Raw genomic sequence first — 25,363 nt, 5'->3', positions numbered from 1 at the left:
GCCCGCTCCCACAGGATTTGTGTCGTACACAGATTTTGTATATGCCCGCTGCTCCTGTGGGAGCTGGCTTGTCGGGTCGCCGCATCGCTGCGATGGCGGCCTGTCAGCCGACCAATCTTCCCCCGGATGTACCCACTCCAACTGTGGGAGCGGGCTTGCTCGCGAAGCTGTTGATCTTGCCGTTGCCGTTGCCATTGCTATTGCCATTACCATTGCCATTGCCGTTGCCGTTGCTTTGGCTTTTGATCTTGACCTGCCGCCCCTTTCCCAGAGGCCGAACGCAGGCGTTGCGCAGGGGGCACCGCGGCAAGGATGCCGCGGTAGCCGCCCCCGGCCATGGATGGCCGATGGCGGCGGGCCCCCGGAGCAATGCCGGAGAGAGGGCATGCCGAGCCTAGGCGAGGCACCGAATGGAGGGGCAAAGCCTTTTGGTTCCTTTTCGGCGTTTGGAAAAGGGACTCGCTGTAAAAGCGAAACCGCCAGCCGCCGTTACCGCAGAAATGGATATGTACTCTTAACCCCAAACCCCAAACCCCAAACCCCGGCAGTTAATCCCTGTAGCCCAAGAGATGTGTGGATACCCACGCCGCGATGACAGCAGCCCATTCACCATTAATCTGTCAGACAGGTCACTACCGCGGGCAAGCCCCACAGCTATTTACGCTGAACTCAACAAATGTGTGCTTAAAAGTAGTACGGGAATTTCAGGCCGAAGGAAAAATCTGGCGAGTCGTCGGTCAGGCCGATGGCCAGGTTGGGCACGATCGTCAGGTTATCGGTTGCTGCCAGGGTCATGCCGATGTTGAAGTTGGCTGAGTTGTAATCGCTGTTGGAAATCGATTGCCAATCGCCACCGTCCGGCTTGATCTTGCTCTTGCGGGCGAACTGATCGGTGAACGAGAACGACATACTCATCTTCTCGTTCAAGGCGAATGCAATGCCGGCGCCGATCTGCCAGGAATCGCCCAGTTTCACGTCCCCGGGCACCTTGGAGTTGACCTGAGGGCTGATGTCGCTGAAAGAGTCTTCCATGTTGTAGGTGTAGGCCAGGCTGCCGAACAGCACGGCCGGGTCGAAGCTCTTGACCAGCGAGATACCCGGGGTGATTGACCAGACACCATTGCCGGTAGGCAAGTCCTCGGGTACCGAGAGGTTATCGTTGTTCGGGTCATTGACCAGCTTGATGCCATAAGGGTCTTTACCGGTTGGCGCCTTGACGCGCAGTGTAAAGACCGCGTCGGGCAGATTGGCCGCCTCATCCAGAAACTTGTAAGCAACGCCAAAGTTCACATCGCCGATGGTCGGGTCGCGGGTAACGGTTGCGTCCGACGTCACCGGGCCTGCGCCACCGGCGCCACCGGAGGAATACGTTGATTCGCGATAAACCACCGGGACGTTAATGTCGAACTGCCAACGTTGTGCCACGTTGTAGCGGGCGGTCAGGTCCAGGGTCCAGTTATCCGCCTTGATACGGTCGAGGTTGATGTTACCGAGGAAAATCGCATCCAGTGCCAGGAAGCCGTTGAGTACTAATGCACGGGTATCGTAGTGCGTGTAGGTCAGGCCGGTTTCGACGCTGAACTTGCCGCCACCGAAGAAGCCACTGGCTTCGTCATATAGGTTGGAAACGCTTTGCGCAGGCTCCGAATCATCCTTGAGCGATTGGCCGTATGAACTGCCAGTGGTTCCCGGCGCACCGGCGGCCACCGTTTGGCCACTCCCGGGTGTTTGCGCGGGGGATTTGGTCAGGCGTTTGGGAGCAGGTGTCGCAGGTGTTTCTTCGACTTGGCGAACGCGTTGCTCGAGTACCATCAGCGCGTTCTGTTGTGCTTCGTAACGCTGTTTCAACTCCATGAGTTCTTGTTTTAGTGCTTCGACCTGGGGATCCGTTGCTGCGTACAGCAGTGTGACCGGGGCCAGGCTACTCAAACAAACGATAGCTCTGAGCGTCAACGATCGGTGCATGTGTTAGCCGTCCCTTCTGACTTCATCGGGTGACACTGAGCGTAGATCAAAATCCGAGAGTACGAAGACCTCTGAGCTGGTCCAGGTTGCCGTTCAGCGACCCGGTTGTTGCCACGTTGTCACGCAGCACGACATTGAAAGATGTGAGGTTGCTGACCTGGTTGCCACCGCCGAGCAACGTCGTGTTCTGCATCAGCCCACCTTGGCCCAGGCGTTGTACGGTACTGCCCTGGTTGCTGCTGGCCACAATGTTGAGTTGCACACCCGTACCGGTCGAGGAAACACTCAACGAGCCCGCGCCATTGGCGCTGGCCAACGTCGAGCCTGGGGCCAACGTCTGGCCCTGCTGTTGAGTCGCGGGCGCTTGGCTAGCCTTTGTGACGTTGATTTCAACGTTGTTGTAGGCAGTGTTATGGTCGCCGGCAGCACGCACGACTTGAATGACGCCTTCGGTGCTGTTGAGGCCATTGCCGCCAGTAACGGTACCGGTGCCGGTACCTTGCGAGCGTGCTGAGCCATTGCCTTTTTCGTCGATCATCGACACATAGAACTGTGGCTTGATGGTCGATTGTTGAATTTGCATCGAGGAAGTTGCCCCGATCACTTCACCGTTGGCATTTTGCCAAGTGCTGGTCATGACAATGCCGAAGCTGATGATCCGTCCCGGCATGACATAGCGGCCTCGCAGGGTCGCCAATTCCTGATCCTTCAGTTCAATGGGTTTGAACGTCTGTGCCTGGGTCGGCAGGCTGGCGGCCAGGCAAACCCCGATCAGCCAGGTTGGAGTCTTCATTGGATGCTCCCGGAGCGTCGTGCTCCTTGTCATTAGAAGAAGTCGCTTTGGATGAATCCGAAATCCATCAACTCTGCGTCTCGCACCGGAGTGAAGGTGTTGATGCGGTTCTTGGCGGTCAGTGGCATGGGTGGGTCGAGCAACGCATTGGCTTTGTCATAGCCCTGACCGATGACGGCAAAGATGATGCCGTTCCAGCCTTTTACGAAGTCGTCGACTTTGTAGCGTTTATGACCGAGTACCGGATCTCCGATATACACCCAGCCCTTATGGACTCTTTGCATGACCACAAAATGTTTGTAGCCACGGATATCCATGAGTACCACCACCGGAATTCTGATTTCGCTCAACGTTTCTGGCGCTACCCGATAGCCACGGGCCCGCATGCCGATACTTTCCACGTAACGCTTCATGTCGAGCATGGAGAAGCCCTGGACGCGGACAAGATCTTGATCGGAGTGTGCCAGCATGCCTTCGATAATCTGTTCTTCACTCACGTCCAGCCAATAGGCCTGGCGCAAAATGGTCGCCAGCGCAGCTGCGCCGCAACTGAAGTCGGTTTTCTGTTGCACCAGGTCGGCGAATTTACGCTCGCGCATGCTCTGGATCGGCTTATATACCACCGCGCCGCCTGGCAGGACGGAAAGCGGCATTTGTGCAGCCTCGCTTATGCAGGCCACGCAAAGCAAAAATGCCAAGGCGATAATGCGCATGGAGGTACGCCTTCTGGTGGTGTTAAAACAGGCCCCCGTGAGGGGGCCTCCAGAGACAGCAATCAGAACGAGTTGTTGGAAATGGCCAGCGAGTTACTTTGTTGGTTGCCCACACCCGCAGCCACGTTGACGCCCAAGTTGCCACTGCCACCATTCACCGAACCGTTCAGGGACGCCGTATTGGTCACAGGGTTGGCCCAGCCAGTTGGCGTCAGCACTTGATAGGAATAGGTGTTGCTCAAATCGAAAGAGCTGCTCTCACTGTAACTTTTCGATTTGTCGTACGAAGATTCGGACTCTTTACTGCCCGATTTTTCGAATGAGGAAGCGGACGATTTCTCCCACGATTTATCGAACGATCTTTGGAACGAGGAATCGCTCGATCTTTCGCGCGATGCGTCGAAATCTGCATCGAGCGATGCGTCAAGCGATGCATCGACAGACCTGGTGCGGGTGCGATCGCCAAAGCCATTATTCCAAGTAACAGTTCTGGTAGCACTCGCCGACGCGTCCACATCAACGTTCAAAGTTCCACTGCGATAAGAGCTGCTATCCGAGCTCCTGGAGCCGCTCACATCAGAGCTCCTGTAACCGCTCGCATCAGCGCTCTTGGAACCACTCACCGCAAAGCTCGAAGAAGCGCTTTGATCAACGCTCAAATCGGAAGACTTATCGCGAGAGGAACTACCTGTGGCCGTTCTGGTAAAGGTCATCGTATCCAGGCGATACGTCCGATCGGCGTTGTTATTCACGACCAGGCCAGGACCTTGTTGATCGGCAGAGGCGGTGGCTGTTGCATTACCGAGCGGGGCATTGCTGTTGGCAATGGCCATGGTGTTTTTCTGCTGGTTAAGGTCGCCGCCAGCAATGTTGATCCCCATATTGCCGCTGCCGCTATTCCCCGATCCGCTCATGACGGCAGAGGCTGTGCTGCCAAAGTTGTTGACCCTGTTATTGTTGCTGTATTGCGTGACGTCGGCGGTGGCGGTGGCGGTGCCGAACACGAAGCTGTTATCGAGACTGGAGTCCGAGGCAGCGTTTGCGATGGCAGCGGCGTTATCTTGTTGGTTGCCGCTGCCTGCAGCCACGTTGACGCCGACGTTGCCGCTGGCGCCTGTGGCAGAGCTGTTCATTTCAGCTTCGTTGATCGTCCCTTCGTTACGGATGCGGTTGTTGGTACTGCTCTGGTTATCCAGCGCATTGGCAGTCGCGTAGACAGGGATCTTTGTTGGAGGAGGGGTGTGATGGTCATTGTGGTGGTTGTTACGCCAATCGTTCTGCCCAGCTTGTACAGCAACAGCCATGACCGCAGCAATTGCGAAAACCAGAGGCTTGAGTGCCATCGAAGGTTTCATGGTGATTCTCCGTACTTATTTTAGGTTAAGTGTTGTTTCCTACCTGTTTGGGTCAATCCGCGACCCGTACGCTCAGGGTATTGGCCGTTCGGTTTCCCACCCCGGCGCTCTGATTCAACTGGATCACCCCACGGCTACCGGTGAAAGCCTGATCGCTGGTAGCGACCTGGCGATAACCTGGTGCAGAGTCAGTTGGATCGGAGTTGGTGATCAGCGTCACGTTCTGCTGCATGAGGACGCTGTCGTCGATGCTTTGCGGCTGTGTACTGATGCTTATCCGCAGGGCATTGGCTTGTTGGTTGCTGGCGCCCGCGCTCTGGTTGACACCCAGTACGCCGTTGCCGTGGCTGAAGGAGTCGCCTTGAATGCTGGATCGAGCATCAATCCTGGGGTCGACCTGCGTACGCAGCCGTTGGCGAATCTGTGTGGTAGCACTGGCGTTGTTGCCAATGGCGATGGCCCGGGCGTTGGCCTGTTGCTGTTGATCGCCCGCCGCCTGGTTGACCGATAGGTTGCCCTGGTGCTGCATGCCCGAACCGTCGATTTCGGCATTATTGATGACGGGAGGTTGAGCAAAGGTCGATGCACTGCAAAACATGGCGAGCATCAGCAGCGTACGATTCATCTTAACGGTCTCCCGTTACGACTCTCAGAGCACCCAGGCCTTGCTGGATGTTTGAATTGACCATGTTGGCAATACCATTGCCCGAGTTTCCCGAACGTCCAGCGGGGAGGTTGGAAAGCTGAGTCTGGTTGGTGATATTGCCGCTCAGGTTGTTGGTGTTTTGAGTGACCAGGCCGGAGATGCCTGCACCACTGGCGACGCTGGCAAAGTCGCCGTCGCTCAGTTCGTTGGTTTGCCTGAGGACCTGTTTGGACGGATTGGCATTGGCGGTCGTGGGGTTAGGATCGGGCATTACCGGCGCACGCGTTGCCATGCGCGGTTGGACGTCACGTTTGATAATAATGATGCCGTTATCTGCCTGTACGGGCAGGCTGATAATTGAGCCCAATGCGCATCCGATCAGCAGAAAGCTAAAGATGCTTTTATCAAATGTCCCCACGGCGGCAATTCCTTCTTTGTTGTGGGCTGGCCCTAGTCAGCCTTGGGAAAGGGAAAGCGAAAGCTGTGCCGGATTTTGATTGTTGTTTTGATTCAGAGACTTATCGATCAAGGCGAGAGGATCGATGGAGGGAGCTGTTTCAGGTCTGAGACAGCCACTAGGGCGACAAAGTGATAAAGGATCCCAAACACTCTGGATCCAAGCTTTGTGCGGCGATGTATCGGCGCTTTAACACATCGCATGACAAGACGATGACCAGCGTTGAAACGGGCTGTTTGAGAGGGGCGCGTGTTTCAGAAGCGGACGGATTTTGCAAAAATACTGCAACAAATGTTGGGGTATTTGGCCAGTGCCCATCAGCTCCGCGCAATCTAATGTGGGAGCGGGCTTGCTCGCGAAAGCGGTGTGTCAGGCGACATCAATATTGATTGTGCCGCCGTCTTCGCGAGCAAGCCCCACAGTGATTGGGTATTGGCCCAAATAGGGACGGTCAGCGCTCGAGCAGTAACGCGACGGTTTGTATTGCCTGAAGCCGGCGTTCAGCCCAATCGCCCTGAAGCACTTGAACCGGCTGCCGATGTTGCGCCAGCCATGCCTGAGTCGCGTTGAAAAAAGCCCGGCGTTCATCCAGCTCGGGCTGACAACGCTGACCGTCATCAGTCCAGACGACCTGTTCGGGCGACAGCAGTAAGTGCAAGTCATAGTGCCGAGCCAGCAGCGCCTGCTCGAGCCAGGCCGGGCAATCGCCAAACAGCGTCTGGCTCCAGAGCATGTTACTCAGCAAGTGAGTGTCGAGAATCAGCAACGGCGGCCCGAGGGCGCGGGCGTCGTCCTCCCACTGCAACTGACCGCGAGCGATGTCGGGGATATCGGCCAGGCACGTGTCTCGTGCCTCCTGTTCAATGAACCAGCGCACGTATTCGCCCACCAGCTCGCCACCGAATTGCTGTTGCAGTTCGGCGGCCAACCAGCTCTTGCCGCTGGATTCAGGCCCCGTGAGTACCAGCACTTTCATGTGCGCAATGCCGGGTCGGTGCGCCATGTCCGCCAGCCGTGCACCGCCAGCAATGCGAATACCCCATAGAGGCCGGCGGTCAGGTACAGCGCTTTATAGATGAAGAGACCAACAAAGATGATGTCCAGCGCGATCCACAGCGGCCAGCATTGCAGACGTTTTTGCGCCATCCATAACTGCGCCACCAGGCTGAAACCGGTCAACGCTGCATCGAGCCAAGGCTGGGCGGCATCGGTCCAGTGGGCCATCGCGGCGCCCAGCAGCAAACTGCCAGCTGCGCCCACGACCAGACCGAGCGTGATGGATTTTCCATCGAGCAGGCTGACCTGCCGCTTGCCATGAGTCGCGGTCCCCTGAGTCCACTGCCACCAGCCATAGAGCTGCAACGCGGCGTAGATCACTTGCAGCAGCATGTCCGAATACAGCTTCACCTCAAAAAAAATCCAGCTATACAGCAGCACCATGACCAGGCCGATCGGCCAGCACCAAGGGTTCTGTTTGACCGTCAACCAGACGGCAATCACGCCGAGGGCGGCAGCAAACAGTTCAAGCCCGGACATGGAGGTTCCTTGGTGTCGTAAAAAAGCGGGGGGCGAATTGTACCCGGATTGTGGGAAATGGGCTTGTACTGGGGAATCGGGGAAGCGCAATCCCTGTAGGAGCGAGGCTTGCCTGCGAAGGCGGCGGCACAGTCAATATTGATGTCGCCTGACACACCGCCTTCGCGGGCAAGCCTCGCTCCTACAGGGGGGCGCGTTGGGTATAGAAAAGAGTTACACCCGAAACTGCTTCAGCAACCCGTTCAGCTGCTCGCTCAGTTCCTTGAGGTGAACGCTGGCCACGCTCGATTGTTCGGCCGCCAGTGCCGTGCTGTGGGACAACCCGGCTGCCTGGGTGACGTTCTGATTGATGTCTTCCACCACGTGGGCCTGCTGCAAGGTCGCACTGGCAATCGAAGCGTTCAACCCGTTGAGGTTGCGCAAGGCCTGGCCGATGGCATTCAGGCTGGCGCCCGCCAGGCCGGCCTGCTCGATGGTCAGTTGCGACGCACGGCTGCTGTCGCCAATCACCTTGACCGCCGCTTCGGAATGGCTTTGCAGGCGTTCGATCATCGACTGGATTTCCGCCGTCGACTTTTGGGTGCGCTGGGCCAGCAGGCGCACTTCATCGGCGACCACCGCAAACCCGCGACCTTGCTCGCCGGCCCGGGCGGCTTCGATGGCGGCGTTGAGGGCCAGCAGGTTGGTTTGCTCGGCGATGGAGCGGATCACTTCCAGAACGCTGCCGATTTGCGTGCTTTCGTTGGCCAGCGTACGAATCACTTCGACGGCTTGATCAATGGTCGAAGACAGCTTGTCGATCTGCTGCAGGCTGCCGTCGATATTGACCTGCCCCTGTTGCGCCTGAGACTCGGCATTGCGCATTTCGCTGGCCGCGTGTTCGGCGTTTTTGGCCACATCCTGCACGCCGTAGGTCACTTCGTTGATCGCGGTCGCCACCAGTTCCATTTGTTGGGATTGCTGTTGGCTGCGTTGCTGGGCTTGCGCGGCATCGTTGCCCAGTTCGCTGGAAGACTGACCCAGCGCGCTGGCGGAGGTTTGCAGCTGACTGATCACCAGGCGCAGTTTGGCGGTAAAGGCGTTGAAGTGCCGAGCCAGTTGCGTGACTTCGTCCTGGCCGTGGGTATCGAGGCTGCGGGTCAGGTCGCTTTCACCGCTGGCGATGTTGGCCATGGCGTTCACGGTTTCCTGCAATGGGCGCACGATGCTGCGGGCAATCATGATCACCAGCAACGCCATGATCAGGGCAATCACCAGGCCCACGAATGAGGCCTTCCAGACTTGAGCATAAAACTCGGCCTGCATGTCATCGATGTATACGCCCGAACCGATCACCCAACCCCAAGGCTCGAACAGTTTGACGTAGGAGGTTTTTTCCACCGGCGCGCTGGCGCCTGGTTTCGGCCAGCGGTAATCGACCATGCCGGCACCCTTGGCCTTGGCGATGGCGACCATCTCGTTGAACAGCGCGAAACCATCCGGGTCGCGGATCGTCGAGAGGTTCTGGCCTTCGAGTTTCGGATTGGTCGGGTGCATGACCATGACGGGCGTCAGATCATTGATCCAGAAATAGTCATTTTGGTCATAGCGCAAACCGCGCACGGCGGTCAGTGCCTGCTTTTGCGCGGCGTCGCGGGTGAGGGTGCCGGCGGTTTCCAGGCTGTGGTAGTAAGTGAGGATGCCACTGGCGGTCTGCACCACATGCTGGGTTTTCTGAGCCTTGGCATGATAAAGGTCGTCGTGAATTTGCTTGAGCATCAGCACGCCCAACGTCGATAGCATCACTACGGCCACGATCAATATGAGCCACAAGCGTCGGCTGATCGATACACTGCGCAAGCTGTTCATAACGCTGTTACTCCGGTTTTTTGTTCTTGTAATAAATGATCGCCAGCATCCAACCACACTTTGCAGATGGGGCCTATTCGACTCAGGTCCTATTACGCGGCAGCGAAAACAGGGCGTGTCTGATAGGATTTCGGCCCCGCGCGAAAAAACCTGAGTTCCAGTTTGTTTTTCACGGAATTTTTACGGTTTTGTGGGGATCTTTATGCGCGCGGGATGTCAGCTACGCTAATCGCAATTGAATGCTTAAAAATATTAACGGGGCATGCCTGGGGGCATTGCTTCTTGGGGGATTGATGGATCTTTGGACGGCCTTTCAGGCATTGATTTTAGGCGTTGTAGAAGGGTTGACGGAGTTCTTGCCCATTTCCAGTACCGGGCACCAGATCATTGTGGCGGACTTGCTCAACTTTGGAGGCGAGCGGGCCATGGCCTTCAATATCATCATTCAGCTCGGGGCAATCCTGGCGGTGGTCTGGGAGTTTCGCCGCAAGATCTTCGACGTGGTCATCGGTTTGCCGACACAGCCCAGCGCTCGACGCTTTACCGCGAACCTGTTGATTGCCTTCCTGCCGGCCGTGGTATTGGGGGTAATTTTCGCCGACTTGATTCACGAGTATCTGTTCAACCCGATTACCGTGGCCACCGCATTGGTCGTGGGCGGGATCGTCATGTTGTGGGCTGAACGCCGTCAACATGAAGTGCATGCTGAACGTGTCGACGACATCACCTGGAAAGATGCCCTGAAAGTCGGCTTCGCCCAGTGCCTGGCGATGATCCCCGGGACCTCGCGTTCTGGCTCGACGATCATTGGCGGTTTGCTGTTCGGGTTGTCGCGCAAGACGGCCACCGAGTTCTCGTTCTTCCTCGCCATGCCAACCATGGTCGGCGCGGCGGTGTACTCGGGCTACAAATACCGCAACCTGTTTGTGCCGGCTGATTTTCCGGTGTTCGCCATTGGCTTCGTCACTGCGTTTATCTTTGCGATGATCGCCGTTCGGGGCTTGCTCAAATTCATCGCCAGCCACAGTTACGCGGCGTTCGCCTGGTATCGCATTGCGTTCGGTCTGGTAATCCTGGCCACTTGGCAATTCGGCTGGGTCGACTGGACAGCAGTCAAGCCATGAACGATTCCAGCGCGCGCAACAACAACCCCGGACGCAAGTCTGGGGGCGCCATTCAGAACCTGCGGCTGAAACTGCTGGTGTTCGCTGTGCTGTGCGCAGCGCCGTTGTTTGGCTCGATGTCGCTGTGGCTGCACGGGGTGTCGGTGATTCCCCTGGCGGCCTACGGCATCGTCAGCGTGCTGGCGTTTTTCCTGTACTGGAGCGACAAGCACAAGGCCCGCGCTGACAGTTGGCGCACGCCGGAGAACGTGTTGCACGCGGTGGAGCTGGCGGGTGGTTGGCCAGGTGCCTTGCTGGCCCAGCAAGCGTTTCGGCACAAGACCCGCAAAGTCTCGTTTCAGTTGGTGTTCTGGCTCATCGTGCTGATGCATCAGGTGTTCTGGATCGATCAGCTGTTTCTGGGCGCTAACCTGTTTGCATTGCTTTAAAGCACTTTAAAGCAGCAAGCCGACCTGCGTGCGCTTGGGCAACTTGCTCACCACTAGTTGGTGAGAACGTTGCAGCAAGCCTTGCAGCTCTTTGGCGCCCAGCGGGTAGGGCGTATCCATGATGATCCACTGGGCCCGGGCCAGATACGGCGCCGGGTGAATACCCGGCCGGTCGCAATGACCCAGGAACAGGTCCTTGTCGACCTTGAAGGCCAGGGACTGCCCCCGCAGGTTCTGCAAGGCGAACATCTTGTTCCCGGCAATCGAAAACACCCTCACGCCCCCCATTTGTAGTCCTCCCGCGCACCGGGCAGTGCCAGGCAGTATTGCGCGACGTCCTCTTCGCTCATTAGTCCCGCTTTCATAACAGTCTGTCCCCACAAGCATTGAATGATTCGATCAGATGGTCGATCCAGGCGCGCACGGCCGGCATCACCCCGCGTCGATGAGGGTAGACGGCTTGCAGCCAGCCGCCCGGCAATGACCAGTCGGGTAACAGTTGCACCAGCTCGCCGTTTTTCAGCTCCTGCTCGCAATGCATCATGGGCAGCATGGTAAAACCCTGGCCGCTGAGGGTGCAGGCTTTGCGGACGATGAAATCGTCGATCCCCAATCGCGCTTCCAGGCTCAGATCATAGCTTTTACCTGTTTGATCAAGCATGCGGATGTGCACCATGCGATCGGCTTCCAGCGCGCCGAGCACGGACAGGTTTTTCAGGTCTTCGGGATGATTGATTTCACGGCCGAGCAAAAATGCGGGGCTGGCAACCATCGCCATTTGGGCCTGGCGTAAACGACGGGTGACCAGTAATGGATCTTCATCACCCAAGTCCCGCACTCTCAAGGCGACATCGATGCCCTCGTTGATCAGGTCAACCCGACGGTTGAGCAACATCATCTCCAGCTGAACCTGAGGGAATTTCTCCAGGAAGTTACTGATCACTCCTGGCAGAATTTCGTGGGCCAATCCGACGGGACAGGACACTCGTAGGCGCCCTCGGGGTTCACTGGACATGCTGGCCACTGCTTCGTCGGCCATCTCTGCTTCCAGCAGCATCGCCTGACAATGGCGCAAGTAACGCTCGCCCACGGCGGTCAGGTTGAGTTGGCGGGTGGTGCGTTGCAGCAGACGCGCGCCCAGGCGTTCTTCCAGCTCGGCGATGCGTCGCGACAACCGCGACTTGGGAATCCCCAACAAACGCCCGGCCGCTGCGAAACCACCGGCTTCGACCACCTTGGCAAAGTAGTAGAGGTCGTTGAGATCTTGCATGGTTTAAGCTCGACTGTTCTATCAGTGGGACAAACTATCGCATTGTTGCCGACTAATCATCTATTGGTTTCGTCGGTAGGATTGTCTCCATCAGATCGCCGGGTGGCGATCCTCACCTTGGAGATCCCACATGAAATTACTGCATATTGATTCGAGCATTCTGGGTGACAACTCGGCTTCCCGTCAGCTGAGTGGCGAAGTCGTCAAAACCTGGCAAGCCGCCGAGCCTGGCGTTGTGGTGACTTACCGCGACCTGGCCGCCGATGCCATCAGCCATTTTTCCGCCACCACCCTGGTTGCCGCCGGCACAGCCGCTGAACTGCGCAACGCCGCGCAACAGCACGAAGCCGATCTGAGCGCGCAGGCCCTGGCCGAATTCATCGCCGCCGATGCTGTCGTGATTGCCGCGCCGATGTACAACTTCACCATCCCGACCCAACTCAAGGCCTGGATCGACCGCATCGCCGTGGCCGGTCAGACCTTCCGCTACACCGAAGCCGGCCCTGAAGGCCTGTGCGGCGGCAAGAAAGTAGTCATCGTGTCGACTGCCGGTGGTCTGCACGCCGGTCAAGCGACCGGTGTTGCGCACGAAGATTATTTGAAAGTGCTGTTCGGCTTCCTCGGCATCACCGACATCGAGTTCGTCCGCGCCCATGGCCTGTCCTACGGTGATGAAGTGCGCAGCAAAGCCATGAGCGACGCTCAGGCGCACATCAACGAGCAATTGTTCGCTGCCGCGTAAGGCTTGCGTAAAGTCGTAAACAGCTCGGGCAATACCCCTGAAACTCTGTATTCTGGTCATCGTGATGGCCAGGTACGGAGTTTTTTGTTTCTGGCGGTTATCAGTCTCTGGCCCAGGTTATGCAGTCGAGGGTTAACATCTGCGGTCAGGTAATAAGGTGGGGCATCCCATGGTGCGTCTTTGTGCAACGCTACTGATTTGTCTGCTGGGCAGCCTGAATTCAGTGCATGCAATGCCTGCGCCGCATCCTCACTGGAGCGTCGGTTTCCATGAGATGACCTTCCTTGATCCGCTGGACTTGCAGCCCATGCGTGCCATCGCCTTTTACCCGTCCAGTGAAAAGGAACATTCCAGTACGCTCGAGGGCTACTCGGTCGAAGCCGGTGAAGACACCAAAGTCGCCATCGGACGTTTCCCGATGCTGATGCTGTCCCACGGCAACACCGGAACCCCACTGGCCCTGCACGACCTCGCCACCTCATTGGCACGCAAGGGTTTTGTGGTGGTGGCGGTGATCCATCCCGGCGACAACTCCAAAGACCATAGCCGCCTCGGCACCTTGAGCAACCTTTATGGGCGGCCGATCCAGATTTCCGAAGCCATTACCGCGACACTCGGCGACCGGATGCTCGCGCCCTTCGTCAATGCCGAGCAGGTTGGGGTGATTGGCTATTCGGCGGGCGGTGAGACCGCGTTGATCCTGTCCGGTGCCACCCCGGATCTGAATCGTCTGCGCCGCTATTGCCTGGAGCGCCCGGATGATCACGATGCCTGCAACACTCAAGGCGAACTGATCATCGATCGTGATGACTTGCAGCCAGTGGCGGACCCGCGTGTGCATGCCTTGCTGCTGATGGCGCCGCTGAGCCTGAAGTTCGGCCGCCATACCCTGGCCGACGTGCATGTTCCGGTGCTGCTATACAGCGGTGATGGCGACAAACTGGTGGCGTTTGACAAAAACGCTGCAGCACTTGCACGCAAACTGCCGACCGCACCGGACTTCAAATTGCTGGCCGGGGCAGGGCACTTCGTGTTCCTGGCGCCGTGCAACGAAGAACAGATCGCCGCCATGCCGGCACTGTGCACCGATGCCGACGGCGTCGACCGCAAGGATATTCACCGCAACATGATTTCCGAAGCCGGAAGGTTCTTCTCCCATGCCTTGGGCAAACCCACCCGCGCCGGGATGCAGACCGCAGACCAATAAACTCCCCGGAACCCTTGTGGGAACGGGCTTGCTCACGAAGAGGGCGTGTCAGTCGACATCAATGTTGCCTGACTCACCGCATTCGCGAGCAAGCCCGCTCCCACAGGAGATTTACAGCAGGCTTTAGACCATCGCCCGGTGCTTCAGAACCAAAGTCAAACCGAGCCCGGTTATCGACAACACCGCCGCACTAAAGAAAATCCATGAATACCCCAGGTTCAACGCCACCGCGCCCATCAGCGGTCCGGCAATCGCCAGCGCCAGATCAAAAAACACCGCATAAGCACTCAAACCCGCTCCGCGACTGGAATTGGGCACTTGCTTGATCGCTTCCACCCCCAAAGCCGGATACACCAGCGACAGGCCGAACCCGGTCAGGCCCGCGCCGATCAAGGCATAACCCGTGGAGGGCGCCAGCCACAGCAGGACCAGCCCGACGGTTTCAATGGTCATGCAGGCGATGGCGGAGGTGAAGCCGCCGAAACGGCTGATGCTGGATATGAACAACAGTCGCGCCAGAATGAAACAGACCCCGAATACCGTCAGGCAATAAGCCGCGCCGGTCCAGCCAAGGCTGACGTAATACAGGGTAATAAAAGTGGTGAGTGTGCCGTAACCGATGGACGCCAGGCTGAGGCTCGCGCCGAAGGGCGCAATACGCCCGAACACTGCCCAGAACGGCAGGCGCTCGCCGCGAATCACCGGTACCGAAGGTTTGTTGCGGATCAGTAGCAGTGCCAGCAAGGCCAGTAACGACAGTGCGATCCCGAGGCTGGCGAATCCCAGTTCAGCGACCATCACCACGCCCAGCGGCGCGCCGATAGCGATGGCGCCGTACGAGGCGATGCCGTTCCAGGAAATCGAACGCGCCGTGTGCTCGGCACCGACCTGGCCCATGCACCAACTGATCGTGCCGACCCCGATCAACCCTTGAGCGATGCCCAGCAGCAACCGGCCGGCGATCAGGATGATCAGGCTCAACAACGGCACACTTTGCAGCAGGGTCGACAGCAATGTCAGCGCGCCGCTCAATGCAATCCCCGACAAGCCATAAACAATCGCCCGTTTGGTGCCGATGCTGTCCGACAGGCGTCCGGCCATGGGCCGACTGAGCAGGGTGGCCAGGTATTGGGAGCCAATGGTCAGCCCCGCCACGATGGCGCTGAACCCCAACTGTTCATGGACATACCCCGGCAACACCGCTATCGGCAGGCCAATGCAGAGGAAGGCAATAAAGGTATAGAAAACGATAGAGACGATCTGCAGAGTGATCGCCATTGAGCTTTGCGGGGGCAGTTGCTGCACAGACATGAGAGCTCTTTCGCGGGCGGCGGTAGGAGAACTGCATCATGGCGTGGGTGGGTAATAAAAGGAAGCTGGCTAACGATACAGCTGGCGATCGTTCCCACGCTCTGCGTGGGAATGTATCCCGTGACGCTCTGCGTCACCCTTCAAAGCGGGAACGCGGAGCGTCCCTGGCGGCATTCCCACGCAGAGCATGGGAACGATCAGCCCCGTCACCAGGACAGGGCTTTTCACTTGAAGCTTGCAGCCGTCTTACATCAAAACACCCTGACTACGCAGGTAGTCGTCATAGGTGCCGCTGAAGTCGATCACGCCATCGGCGCTCAACTCGATGATGCGGGTGGCCAGGGACGATACGAACTCACGGTCGTGGCTGACGAAAATCAGCGTGCCCGGGTAGTTCTCCAGCGCCAGGTTCAGCGCTTCGATGGATTCCATGTCCAAGTGGTTGGTCGGTTCGTCCATGATCAGCACGTTCGGCTTTTGCAGGATCAGCTTGCCGAACAGCATGCGACCTTGCTCGCCACCGGAGATGACCTTGACCGACTTGAGGATCTCGTCGTTGGAGAACAGCATGCGGCCGAGGGTGCCGCGAACGATTTGCTCGCCGCCCTGGGTCCACTGGCCCATCCAGTCGAACAGGTTGCAGTCGTCTTCGAAGTCGTGAGCGTGGTCCTGGGCGTAATAGCCCAGCTCCGCGGCGTCAGTCCACTTCACCGTACCGGCATCCGGGGTCAGTTCGTTGACCAGGGTGCGCAGCAGGGTGGTTTTACCGATACCGTTCGGGCCGATGATCGCCACGCGTTCGCCGGCTTCAACCTGGAAGCTGAAGTCCTTGAACAACGGCTTGCCGTCGAAACCTTTAGCCATGCGCTCGACGATGACCGCCTGACGGTGCAGCTTCTTGGTTTGTTCAAAACGGATGAACGGGCTCACACGGCTCGAAGGCTTGACTTCGGCCAGTTGGATCTTGTCGATCGCCTTGGCGCGGGAGGTCGCTTGCTTGGCTTTCGAGGCGTTGGCCGAGAAGCGGCTGACGAACGATTGCAGTTCCGAGATTTGCGCTTTCTTCTTGGCGTTGTCCGACAGCAATTGCTCGCGGGACTGGGTCGCCACGGTCATGTATTCGTCGTAGTTGCCCGGGAACAGGCGCAGCTCGCCGTAGTCCAGGTCAGCCATGTGGGTGCACACGCTGTTCAGGAAGTGACGGTCGTGGGAGATGATGATCATCAGGCTGGAGCGCTGGGTCAGAATGTTTTCCAGCCAGCGGATGGTGTTGATGTCCAAGTGGTTGGTCGGTTCGTCGAGCAACAGCACTTCAGGATCGGAGAACAGTGCCTGCGCCAGCAATACGCGCAGTTTCCAGCCCGGGGACACTTCGCTCATCGGGCCGAAGTGCTGCTCGATGCCGATACCCAGGCCCAGCAACAGCTCGCCGGCACGGGATTCAGCGGTGTAGCCGTCCATTTCGGCGAATTCGGTTTCCAGCTCGGCCACGGCCATGCCGTCTTCTTCGGTCATTTCCGGCAGCGAGTAGATGCGGTCGCGCTCGGCCTTGACCTTCCACAACTCTTCGTGGCCCATGATCACGGTGTCGATCACGGTAAATTCTTCGTAGGCGAACTGGTCCTGGCGCAATTTACCCAGACGCACGTTCGGCTCGAGCATGACCTGGCCGCCGGACGGCTCGAGGTCGCTACCGAGGATTTTCATGAAAGTCGACTTGCCGCAACCGTTGGCGCCGATCAGGCCGTAGCGGTTACCTGCGCCGAATTTGACCGAAACGTTTTCGAATAGCGGCTTGGCGCCGAACTGCATCGTGATGTTAGCTGTGGAGATCAATTACTTTACCTATCAATGGGTTGCGAGCTGCGCATTGGGCGCTTGGGCCATTCCTGGGACATTCTGGAGTTTCTCTCCATCTCTTCCCAGTCACCGCTAGTGTTCAACCAGCGCGCATAAGTCGAGTGCAGCATCTGGACGCTGTGTCCAAGCTGTTGGGCAATAAAGGCGGGATTCATGCCAGACATTGCGCATATTGTCGCATAAGTGTGACGGCAGTTGTACGGTGGGCGATAACGTGTCGCCAGCTTCTTCAGGGTTCGGTCCCGGTTTGCGTAGAACCGGGGGCTGACTGATGGGTTGGCTCATCCTGGAGGGCGGGCAAACATAGAGGAGCTCCTTGATAGCATCTCAATGTTATTTTTGTTCAGCGTTGTGTTCGGGACACTTGGCGTGGCTCTGGGTAAAGTCAGTACCGCTTGCCCGGCCTCGTGTGTTTCAGATGGATTGCTGAATGGCCAGCACTTGGTCAGGGTGGGCACCAATTCAGACTCACCTCTCCATGCCATGCGTGACAGCAGAAGGTGGGGAGGGGGCTATTCTTCTTCGTCAGGGGCCCGATTTCCGGGCGCGCTGGCGTTTCGTTGTCATCACCGCTGACCATCACCTGATCGATAGCGGCTCGCAGATATTCCCCTGACCCAAGGCGCACTCCTTACCCGCCATCCCCCGCTGTGAGTGGATTAATGGGTTACGCTGGAAAGCAGGCAACGTGAGAACGCAAACAGTCTCTCATCATGGATGGGATCAAAATGAAACTGATTTTGGTGATGCTCGTTGTTGGTCTGTTGGCTTGGAAGCTTTCCCCTGAACTACAGTCCTGGGCTGCGGCTCAACTATCGAATCCCAAAGAAATCTCTAAAGAAGTCTCTATCGTCGTGACTGCGCCGAAGCCTGTTTCAGCGCCATTCAAATGTGATGGACGCAAATATTGTTCGCAGATGACCTCATGCGCAGAGGCCAAGAACTTTCTGCAAAATTGCCCAGGAATGAAAATGGACGGCGACAACGACGCAATCCCCTGTGAGTCGCAGTGGTGCCAATGACTATTTGCCGCTCAGCAACAGGCTTAGTGGTTTAATGAGAAAAATTCCTAAAGGAGAGAGTGCTATGGATAAGGCGTTTCGAAACCCGATTTTTCTGACTGGGCCGCCAATGGCTATTTGCGGTCTCGCTATCACTGCGCCTGGTCTGTGGATTCCCGGCCTGGGTTTAATGGTGGTCGGCTGGGCAAAGGGGAATAAACGAGCTTGACGGTATCAATGCATGCGGGCGTTGTTGGAGGGGAAGAGGGTTGCCGTCAAAACTACTGACCGGCTGATGAATCAGTATTCCTTCCTCCCAACCAAGGGAAAGTGACTATGAAGTTGTCGCTATCTGCACGCTGTAAACGACTCGCTGGCAGCAGTTGAAAGCCTGGCTTTGCCGCACGTTGAACAGCGTGCGACAAGTCGGTGCCTGACCAGGCCGAGACTCACAAGTAGCCAGTGGCTTGTCCTAGGTGGTTGTCCTGCCCTCCGGTGATGAGGTGCAGTGGCATGTGCGGTTGTTCATCAAGGGATGGGATTTCGAAACTTCCCATTATTTGAACGTGTCGTTCATACAGCTCGGTCGACTCTTCTTCTTTTGCTTTAGCCATTCTCGCGTGGTTCGCTGCGATTTCATTGAGAGTTGACACGTTACATCTCCCGGTGACTGACCAAGCGTATCGCTGGAGTCCTTAAGCGTTAATTTAATTGCCGCCGCGTCAGAATTACGTCGTTCTGGGGCCGCTGCATCCAGCTCTGCAAGGCCTGAGCCAATTACCGTCATATATTGGGCGCTATATTTACATGCGCGACGAATGGTGGTATGGCATGAGGCTACTATTGAGGGAGCGGTTCGCGAACTCTGCTCTAAGAACGTAGACACATTTTCACAGTTGAAGGTTAACTATTAGTTACAGAGTTTGGCTAAAATGCCACGTTTCGACCCTGTGCCGACCGTAGGCATGGCTCAAGAACGCGCCATCGGGACGCAATTTGTTCATTTCTGACGTGTGACGATTTTCGTGAAACTTATCATTGCCGCTATTTATGTCATCTCCATCGCGTATGTTCACTTGCGCGGAACGGTGCGCCACAAATTAGGCCGCCAACTGAGTGACCACTCGACGTTTCTGGCACCGATCAATTGCTTCCTTTATCTGTTCTCGAAAACGCCCAGTAAGCCTTATCTCAATCCGGCAGATTTTCCTGACTTGAACCCTTTGCAGGCTCATTGGGAAGAGATTCGCGTCGAAGGCCAGAATCTGCTCAAGGCCGGGGAGATCAAGCGTTCGAATCAATACGACGACGTTGGTTTCAATTCGTTTTTCAAAAGTGGCTGGAAGCGTTTCTACCTTAAGTGGTACGGCGACAGTCACCCGTCTGCCGCAAAACTCTGCCCGCGCACGACTGAACTGGTGCAAAGCATCGGCTCGATCAAGGCCGCGATGTTCGCCGAACTGCCGCCGGGTTCGAAACTGGTCCGTCACCGCGATCCGTATGCCGGTTCATACCGTTATCACTTGGGGCTGGAAACGCCGAACGATGCCGGTTGCTACATCAACGTCGACGGTGAGAGCTACCATTGGCGCGACGGCGAGGCGGTGATGTTCGATGAGACCTTCATTCACTACGCCGAAAACACCACTGCGCAGAATCGCATCATCCTGTTCTGTGACGTTGAACGGCCAATGAAGTATCGCTGGGCGACTGCGTTCAACCGCTGGTTCAGCCGTACAGTGATGGCGGCGGCGGGTGCGCCGAACGATGCCGGCGACAAGGTCGGTGGCATCAACCGCTTGTTCGCCAGAATCTACAAGATTCGCCTGCGCGGCAAAGCGCTCAAGAAACGTAACCGCACTCGCTACTACCTGGAGAAGTGGGCGATTTTTGGTGGATTGCTGGCGGTTTTTGTTCTGATCTGAGTTTTACGTTGTGGCGCATGACGCCATCGCGGGCAAGCCCGCTCCCACAGTATCCGCGTCGAATACAAGTTCTGCGAACGCCTCCGAAACCTGTGAGAGCGGGCTTGCCCGCGAAGAGGCTGGTATTTTCACTGCAAAACTTATGGATGTCCCAGAAGGTCAGCCGCTCGACCGTTTCGTGGTTTTTTTCTGCGCAGTAGATTTGGCTTTGGTGGCCGGTTTACCAGCCGCTTTACCGCCCCCCTTGCCACCAAGACTGCGTTTGAGCAGTTCAGTCAGATCGATAACATCGGCGGTTTTACGCACCTCTTCACCCGTCGCTGTTTCGACATCTTCGATCTTGCCTTCATTCGCCTTCTTCTCGACCAGCGCCATGATCTTGTCTTCGAAGCTGTCGCGATACTCCTCGGGCGTCCAGTCGGCACTCATGTCCTCCACCAGCCGTTTGGCCATATCCAGCTCACCTTTGGCCAGATCCGGCTTGGTCACTTCACTGCCCAGCTCCAGTTGATCAAGGCTGCGCACTTCGGCGGGCCAGCGCAGCATCACCAGCACCATGGCTGATTCCAGCGGCATGAGGGCCGCCAAGTGCTGGCGCGAATGCAACACCACTCGGGCCAGAGCGACCTTGTCGGTTTTGCTGAGGGTTTCGCGCAACAGCGCATAGACCTTACCGCCGCGTTTGTCCGGCGCCAGGTAGTAGGGCGTGTCGATGTTTTGCAGGGGGATCTGCTCGCTGCCGACAAAGGCAAAAATGTCGATGGTCTGGGTCGACAGTGGATGAGCCGAGCGAATCTCCTCCTCACTGAGCACCACGTAACGTCCTTTTTCGTACTCGATCCCTTTGACGATGTGCTCTTGGGTAACTTCCTTGCCGGTGACCTTGTTGATGCGCTTGTAGCCGACCGGGTCCATGCTGCGGCTGTCGAGCCAGTTGAAATCGATCCCGCGCGAAGACGTCGCCGAGACTAGCGCCACCGGGATGTGCACCAGACCGAAACTGATTGCGCCTTTCCAGATTGCCCGTGCCATCGTCGTGATCTCGTCGATTGATGTTCTGGTGACCTGCGGCCAAGGGTAAAAGTTTCAGTCGGCGGCGGCCCGGTCCTGCGGGCGGATCTGCGGTGCGGTTAACTCGTGTTACATCTTGTGGAGGAGGTTTTAGTTAACAAATCCGACCCCTGGGCGTAGCGTGGCTTTATTCATCCATGAAGCGTGGCACGCTCGTTTAGAGAGGTCCTCATGAACCGATGTGTGCTCGGCGTCATCGCGCTGGCATTGAGTGGCGTGCTAAGCCCTTTGGCTCTGGCAGACGCCACATCGCCGTCCTCGCCCTTGCTGCTGGCGCAGAACCTGCCGGGTAGTACCAATAACAATCCCTACAACAGCCCGATTCGTCGGGCCAATCCCAACAGCATGCAAGGCACCCAGCCAAGCATCCCGGTGATTCGCGGGCCAGGCACGGTGCCTGTGCCACGACCGCCAACACTGGATAACGGCGGTATCGGCAACCGCTATCCGCAAGATCGACCGGCTCCCACCAGCCAGCCGAAATTCATTCCCAATCCACCACCCCGGGACTCGGACCGCAACTACCGTTGAACGGCATGACAGAGGTCTTGCCAGCCATTTGATGACAAAAGGAATCGTGCATGTTGCGTAAAACCCTCTTGGCCACTTTCTGTGCCAGCGCGTTGTTTACAGTCACGGCGTCCGTTTTCGCGGCGCCGACACAGGATATAAAAAGCGAGCAGGGCACCCTTGAGGTCACCCCGATCGTTAAAGGCTTGGAGCACCCCTGGGCGCTGGCGTTTCTGCCCGATCGCCAAGGGATGCTGGTGACCGAGCGGCCCGGCAACCTGCGGCTGGTCAGCGCCGACGGCAAACTCTCGGGCCCGCTCAGCGGCGTGCCTCAGGTTTGGGCCAAGGGGCAGGGCGGATTGCTCGATGTGGTGTTGTCGCCCGACTTCAAGCAAGACCGTATGGTTTATCTGTCTTATGCCGAAGGAGGCGGTGAGGGCGGCAAGGCCGGCACCGCGGTCGGTCGCGGACGGTTGTCCGAGGACCTGGCAGCCATCAAGGATTTCAGGGTGATCTTCCGTCAGGAGCCCAAGCTCTCGGTCGGCAATCACTTCGGCTCGCGACTGGTGTTCGACCGCGACGGTTATCTGTTCATCACCCTGGGCGAGAATAACGACCGGCCCACGGCGCAGGATCTCGACAAGCTGCAAGGCAAGATCGTGCGGATCCATCCAGACGGCAAGGTGCCGAAGGACAACCCTTTTGTCGGGCAAAAAGGCGTTCGCCCGGAAATCTGGTCCTACGGCCATCGAAATCCGCAAGGGGCGGTACTCAATCCCTGGAGTGGCACGCTCTGGGAAAACGAGCACGGCCCCCGGGGCGGCGACGAGATCAACATCATCGAGCGCGGCAAGAATTACGGCTGGCCGCTGGCAACCCATGGCATCAACTATTCCGGCCTGCCGATCCCGGAAGCCAAGGGCGAAACCATCGAAGGCACCGTGGGCCCGCACCATGTCTGGGAAAAATCCCCCGGCCTGAGCGGCATGGCCTTCTACGATGGGGATCGCTTCAAGGCCTGGCAGCACAACGTGTTTATCGGGGCGCTGGTGAGTCAGGAGCTGATTCGCCTGCAGTTCGAAGGCGATAAAGTCGTTCACGAAGAACGGTTGCTCGGTGAACTCAACAAACGGATTCGCGATGTGCGGCAGGGGCCGGATGGTTACCTGTATTTGCTGACAGATGAAGACGATGGTGTTTTGTACAAGGTTGGGTTGAGGTAAGCGGGTTTACTCCAAACTTTGTAACAGCTGCCAGATCGCCATCGCGAGCAGGCTCGCTCCCACATTTTGGTCGGGACTGCGCCTGACTTTCGGGTCCGACGCAGCCCTACCTGTGGGAGCGAGCCTGCTCGCGATTGCAATCACATTAACTCCACAAATTCCGGATCAGACCTCCTGAGCTGAGCTAACGGAGTTTCTCCGCTCCTGAAGCCCCCGCACCACCAGATACAACAACGGCCCGACAGACACAAAAATCGCCGTCACCAACAGATAGGGAACCACCGACAACCCCGGCTGACCACGCTTGCGCGCATCCTTGTACATCCAGATACCGGCAAGCGTCGCCAACAGGTACAAATCGATCACCACCTGCGTGGTATCGGGCTGCGACATCAGGCTGATGCCGAAGTCGAGCAACGACTGCTCAGCCTGCAGCATCACCGAAACGGTGTAGCTGGCGAAAGCGATCAAGGCAATGAGGGGCAGGGCGACAGACTTCATGGTTTCCTTCCTTGGGACAATGAGCAGAATCGCCAGCCTACAGCGGCCCTTGAAAATTGGCCGTTGACTTGCCATCAGCGTCCGGCTAATTTCCAACCATGACTTCCACCGTATTGCGCTGCCAGCCAAGCATTATTACCGCCATTCCTTATTTGGCGGGCTAGCTCACGACTGCAGCACCCAACCCGCCCTAGAGGCGGGTTTTTACTTTCTGTCTCTTGGGTTTTGAGCTTACCGGGTGCACGCAACCCGTGTAGGAGCTGCCGAAGGCTGCGATCTTTTGATCTTGAAAAAGCAAAGATCGCAGCCTTCGGCAGCTCCTACACCGACCGCCCGGATACCAAGGAGACGACCATGAGCAGCACCCCCGCCCAACAGAGCTTGCTTGAGCACTACGTGAAAAAAATCCTCGCCGCGCCGGTTTACGAACTCGCCGTGCGCACGCCGTTGCAAGCGGCACCGGCCTTGTCCGAGGCGTTGGGCAATCAGATCCTGCTCAAGCGCGAAGACTTGCAACCGACCTTTTCCTTCAAGATCCGCGGCGCCTACAACAAACTGGTGCACCTGAGCGATGAACAGAAAGCCCGTGGCGTGATCACGGCCTCGGCGGGCAATCATGCCCAAGGCGTAGCGTTGGCGGCCCGCGAATTGGGGATTGCCGCAACCATTGTCATGCCCTGCACGACACCGGAGTTGAAGGTGCACGGGGTTCGCAGCCGAGGAGCGGATGCGGTGCTGCATGGCGAGAGTTTTCCGTTTGCCCTGGAGTACGCGCTGAGCCTGGCACGGCAAACCGGTCGCACCTTTGTCTCGCCTTTCGACGATCCGGACGTGATCGCCGGGCAGGGCACCGTCGCCATGGAAATCCTACGCCAACACCAAGGGCCGCTGGACGCGATCTTCGTTCCGGTGGGCGGAGGTGGCTTGATCGCCGGTATTGCCGCGTACGTCAAATACCTACGCCCGGAAGTCCGCATTATCGGCGTTGAGTCGGAACATTCCGCCTGTTTGCAGGCTGCATTACAGGCCGGCGAACGGGTTGTCCTGCCAACTGTCGGTACCTTCGCCGATGGTGTGGCCGTCGCTGAGATCGGCGCCCATGGTTTCGAGGTCTGCCGATTTTGCGTCGATGAGGTAATGACCGTCAGCAACGACGAGCTCTGCGCCGCCATCAAGAACATCTACGACGATACCCGCTCGATCACCGAACCTTCCGGTGCACTGGCCGTGGCTGGAATCAAGCAGTACGTGGGACGAACCGGCGCCTGGGGTCAGACCTTTGTGGCTATCGATTCCGGAGCGAACATCAATTTCGACAGTTTGCGGCATGTGGCCGAGCGCGCCGCGTTGAGCGGCGTGTCGGCTGGAGCGGTTTATTCCTGAACGGCTTTCTCGACGTGGCTCGACGCCGACCAGATCCGGTAGCGCACTTCGACATCTTTGGGCACGTAGAGCACGATTGGCAGCTTGCTGTTGTAGCGCAGCCTGAAACCGTCACCGACCACCGGCACGAAGTCCTTTTTGCTGTTGCCATCCGGGCAGGCCATCAGCGTGCTCATTGGGCCGGTGACTTTTTCCAGCTGGTAAAACGGATAGCCCCAGCCCTCGAGATTCTTTTCCTCAAGCCTGCCGCCCAGGCGCTGACGGTTGCAGTCGACGGTCAGGGTCTTGCCGGCCAGGATCTCGACTTGATAACCGTCTTCCTGTTGTTGTGGGGCGAGGTGAATGACCTGGCGGGTAAAACCGCTTTCGGGCTTGGGATACGGCGCGACGTCTTCGAGGGTTGCGGCGTGGGCTACGGACGACAAAACGGCAATTATCAGCCCGACGGTCGTGTTAAGCGGCAAAGCACCCATGATGCCTCCTTGCGTGGATGT

General features: G+C 57.7%; 24 protein-coding genes and 3 pseudogenes. 9 read left to right on the top strand and 18 right to left on the bottom strand.

Annotation, left to right across the window (positions count from 1 at the left end):
- Positions 1–684: 684 nt before the first annotated feature.
- The 9 genes from AB4O41_RS02740 to AB4O41_RS02700 all read right to left on the bottom strand — a co-directional run bounded on the left by AB4O41_RS02740 (position 685) and on the right by AB4O41_RS02700 (position 9,313).
- Positions 685–1,965: a coiled-coil domain-containing protein gene (locus AB4O41_RS02740; RefSeq protein ID WP_460146090.1), complete on the bottom strand. Its 1,281-nt coding sequence runs from the start codon at positions 1,963–1,965 to the stop codon at positions 685–687.
- 46 nt (positions 1,966–2,011) lie between these two features.
- Entirely contained in the window at positions 2,012–2,758 is a 747-nt protein-coding gene (locus tag AB4O41_RS02735) for a hypothetical protein (RefSeq protein ID WP_460146089.1), read from the bottom strand.
- A gap of 32 nt (positions 2,759–2,790) precedes the next feature.
- Positions 2,791–3,471 carry a C39 family peptidase gene (locus AB4O41_RS02730; protein ID WP_460146088.1) on the bottom strand — a complete coding sequence of 227 codons (681 nt, stop codon included), beginning with the start codon at positions 3,469–3,471 and terminating at the stop codon, positions 2,791–2,793.
- A 62-nt stretch (positions 3,472–3,533) separates the two neighbouring features.
- On the bottom strand, positions 3,534–4,826 hold the full coding sequence (locus AB4O41_RS02725) for a heme utilization protein (RefSeq protein ID WP_460146087.1): 1,293 nt from the start codon (positions 4,824–4,826) through the stop codon (positions 3,534–3,536).
- A 52-nt stretch (positions 4,827–4,878) separates the two neighbouring features.
- Positions 4,879–5,451 carry an adhesin gene (locus tag AB4O41_RS02720; RefSeq protein ID WP_460146086.1) on the bottom strand — a complete coding sequence of 191 codons (573 nt, stop codon included), beginning with the start codon at positions 5,449–5,451 and terminating at the stop codon, positions 4,879–4,881.
- A 1-nt stretch (position 5,452) separates the two neighbouring features.
- The gene (locus tag AB4O41_RS02715; RefSeq protein ID WP_460146085.1) at positions 5,453–5,890 is read right to left on the bottom strand and encodes a hypothetical protein; all 438 of its coding nucleotides are present in this window, start codon (positions 5,888–5,890) and stop codon (positions 5,453–5,455) included.
- Positions 5,891–6,380: 490 nt separating this feature from the next.
- On the bottom strand, positions 6,381–6,905 hold the full coding sequence (locus tag AB4O41_RS02710) for an AAA family ATPase (RefSeq protein ID WP_460148262.1): 525 nt from the start codon (positions 6,903–6,905) through the stop codon (positions 6,381–6,383).
- A complete protein-coding gene (pnuC, locus tag AB4O41_RS02705; protein ID WP_460146084.1) occupies positions 6,902–7,465 on the bottom strand; it encodes a nicotinamide riboside transporter PnuC in 564 nt (187 codons plus the stop codon). The genes AB4O41_RS02710 and pnuC overlap by 4 nt, the downstream gene beginning before the upstream one ends.
- 213 nt (positions 7,466–7,678) lie before the next feature.
- On the bottom strand, positions 7,679–9,313 hold the full coding sequence (locus tag AB4O41_RS02700) for a methyl-accepting chemotaxis protein (protein ID WP_460146083.1): 1,635 nt from the start codon (positions 9,311–9,313) through the stop codon (positions 7,679–7,681).
- A gap of 293 nt (positions 9,314–9,606) precedes the next feature.
- Here AB4O41_RS02700 and AB4O41_RS02695 point away from each other — a divergent pair, with 293 nt between their 5' ends.
- Both AB4O41_RS02695 and AB4O41_RS02690 read left to right on the top strand, forming a co-directional pair.
- The gene (locus AB4O41_RS02695) at positions 9,607–10,437 is read left to right on the top strand and encodes an undecaprenyl-diphosphate phosphatase (protein WP_460146082.1); all 831 of its coding nucleotides are present in this window, start codon (positions 9,607–9,609) and stop codon (positions 10,435–10,437) included.
- Entirely contained in the window at positions 10,434–10,865 is a 432-nt protein-coding gene (locus AB4O41_RS02690) for a DUF1294 domain-containing protein (protein ID WP_460146081.1), read from the top strand. The genes AB4O41_RS02695 and AB4O41_RS02690 overlap by 4 nt, the downstream gene beginning before the upstream one ends.
- Positions 10,866–10,871: 6 nt before the next feature.
- On the opposite strand, the pseudogene AB4O41_RS02685 reads toward AB4O41_RS02690, so the two are convergent.
- Positions 10,872–11,230: pseudogene (locus AB4O41_RS02685) on the bottom strand (MmcQ/YjbR family DNA-binding protein).
- A complete protein-coding gene (locus AB4O41_RS02680; protein ID WP_460146080.1) occupies positions 11,227–12,135 on the bottom strand; it encodes a LysR substrate-binding domain-containing protein in 909 nt (302 codons plus the stop codon). The pseudogene AB4O41_RS02685 and the gene AB4O41_RS02680 overlap by 4 nt, the downstream one beginning before the upstream one ends.
- Before the next feature lie 130 nt (positions 12,136–12,265).
- Between AB4O41_RS02680 and AB4O41_RS02675 the strand changes: the two genes are divergently transcribed.
- Both AB4O41_RS02675 and AB4O41_RS02670 read left to right on the top strand, forming a co-directional pair.
- Entirely contained in the window at positions 12,266–12,877 is a 612-nt protein-coding gene (locus tag AB4O41_RS02675; RefSeq protein WP_460146079.1) for an FMN-dependent NADH-azoreductase, read from the top strand.
- A 169-nt stretch (positions 12,878–13,046) separates the two neighbouring features.
- Entirely contained in the window at positions 13,047–14,084 is a 1,038-nt protein-coding gene (locus AB4O41_RS02670) for an alpha/beta hydrolase family protein (RefSeq protein ID WP_460146078.1), read from the top strand.
- A 123-nt stretch (positions 14,085–14,207) separates the two neighbouring features.
- Here AB4O41_RS02670 and AB4O41_RS02665 read toward each other — a convergent pair whose 3' ends face one another.
- The 3 genes and pseudogenes from AB4O41_RS02665 to AB4O41_RS02655 all read right to left on the bottom strand — a co-directional run.
- Positions 14,208–15,395, bottom strand: coding sequence for an MFS transporter (locus AB4O41_RS02665; RefSeq protein ID WP_460146077.1), 1,188 nt, complete (start codon positions 15,393–15,395; stop codon positions 14,208–14,210).
- Between the two features lie 246 nt (positions 15,396–15,641).
- Complete coding sequence (locus tag AB4O41_RS02660; RefSeq protein WP_080370401.1) at positions 15,642–17,231, bottom strand: ABC-F family ATPase; 1,590 nt, start codon at positions 17,229–17,231, stop codon at positions 15,642–15,644.
- A 5-nt stretch (positions 17,232–17,236) separates the two neighbouring features.
- Positions 17,237–17,473, bottom strand: a pseudogene (locus tag AB4O41_RS02655) (hypothetical protein); the annotation flags it as partial.
- A gap of 510 nt (positions 17,474–17,983) precedes the next feature.
- On the opposite strand from AB4O41_RS02655, the gene AB4O41_RS02650 reads away from it, so the two are divergent.
- The gene (locus tag AB4O41_RS02650; protein WP_460146076.1) at positions 17,984–18,277 is read left to right on the top strand and encodes an excalibur calcium-binding domain-containing protein; all 294 of its coding nucleotides are present in this window, start codon (positions 17,984–17,986) and stop codon (positions 18,275–18,277) included.
- A gap of 428 nt (positions 18,278–18,705) precedes the next feature.
- On the opposite strand, the gene AB4O41_RS02645 is transcribed toward AB4O41_RS02650, so the two are convergent.
- A complete protein-coding gene (locus AB4O41_RS02645) occupies positions 18,706–18,909 on the bottom strand; it encodes a hypothetical protein (protein ID WP_460146075.1) in 204 nt (67 codons plus the stop codon).
- A 372-nt stretch (positions 18,910–19,281) separates the two neighbouring features.
- Between AB4O41_RS02645 and lpxO the strand changes: the two genes are divergently transcribed.
- Positions 19,282–20,181, top strand: a complete 900-nt coding sequence (lpxO, locus tag AB4O41_RS02640; protein WP_460146074.1) for a lipid A hydroxylase LpxO — start codon at positions 19,282–19,284, stop codon at positions 20,179–20,181.
- Between the two features lie 159 nt (positions 20,182–20,340).
- Here lpxO and ku read toward each other — a convergent pair whose 3' ends face one another.
- The gene (gene ku / locus AB4O41_RS02635; protein ID WP_460146073.1) at positions 20,341–21,213 is read right to left on the bottom strand and encodes a non-homologous end joining protein Ku; all 873 of its coding nucleotides are present in this window, start codon (positions 21,211–21,213) and stop codon (positions 20,341–20,343) included.
- Positions 21,214–21,423: 210 nt separating this feature from the next.
- Here ku and AB4O41_RS02630 point away from each other — a divergent pair, with 210 nt between their 5' ends.
- Positions 21,424–21,783, top strand: coding sequence for a hypothetical protein (locus AB4O41_RS02630; RefSeq protein WP_460146072.1), 360 nt, complete (start codon positions 21,424–21,426; stop codon positions 21,781–21,783).
- Between the two features lie 50 nt (positions 21,784–21,833).
- Positions 21,834–22,985: a PQQ-dependent sugar dehydrogenase gene (locus AB4O41_RS02625; RefSeq protein ID WP_460146071.1), complete on the top strand. Its 1,152-nt coding sequence runs from the start codon at positions 21,834–21,836 to the stop codon at positions 22,983–22,985.
- Between the two features lie 165 nt (positions 22,986–23,150).
- On the opposite strand, the gene AB4O41_RS02620 is transcribed toward AB4O41_RS02625, so the two are convergent.
- Complete coding sequence (locus AB4O41_RS02620) at positions 23,151–23,486, bottom strand: DUF2834 domain-containing protein (RefSeq protein ID WP_460146070.1); 336 nt, start codon at positions 23,484–23,486, stop codon at positions 23,151–23,153.
- A gap of 354 nt (positions 23,487–23,840) precedes the next feature.
- Here AB4O41_RS02620 and ilvA point away from each other — a divergent pair.
- Positions 23,841–24,836 (top strand): annotated as a pseudogene (gene ilvA, locus AB4O41_RS02615) (threonine ammonia-lyase, biosynthetic); the annotation flags it as partial.
- Positions 24,837–24,859: 23 nt separating this feature from the next.
- Here the strand turns inward: ilvA and eco are convergent.
- On the bottom strand, positions 24,860–25,342 hold the full coding sequence (eco, locus tag AB4O41_RS02610; protein WP_460146069.1) for a serine protease inhibitor ecotin: 483 nt from the start codon (positions 25,340–25,342) through the stop codon (positions 24,860–24,862).
- Between the last annotated feature and the right edge of the window lie 21 nt (positions 25,343–25,363).

It is taken from the genome of Pseudomonas sp. S2_A02, assembly GCF_054668495.1.
Note: the sequence above shows the minus strand (reverse complement) of the source record. Positions and strands in the feature narration are given on the sequence as shown.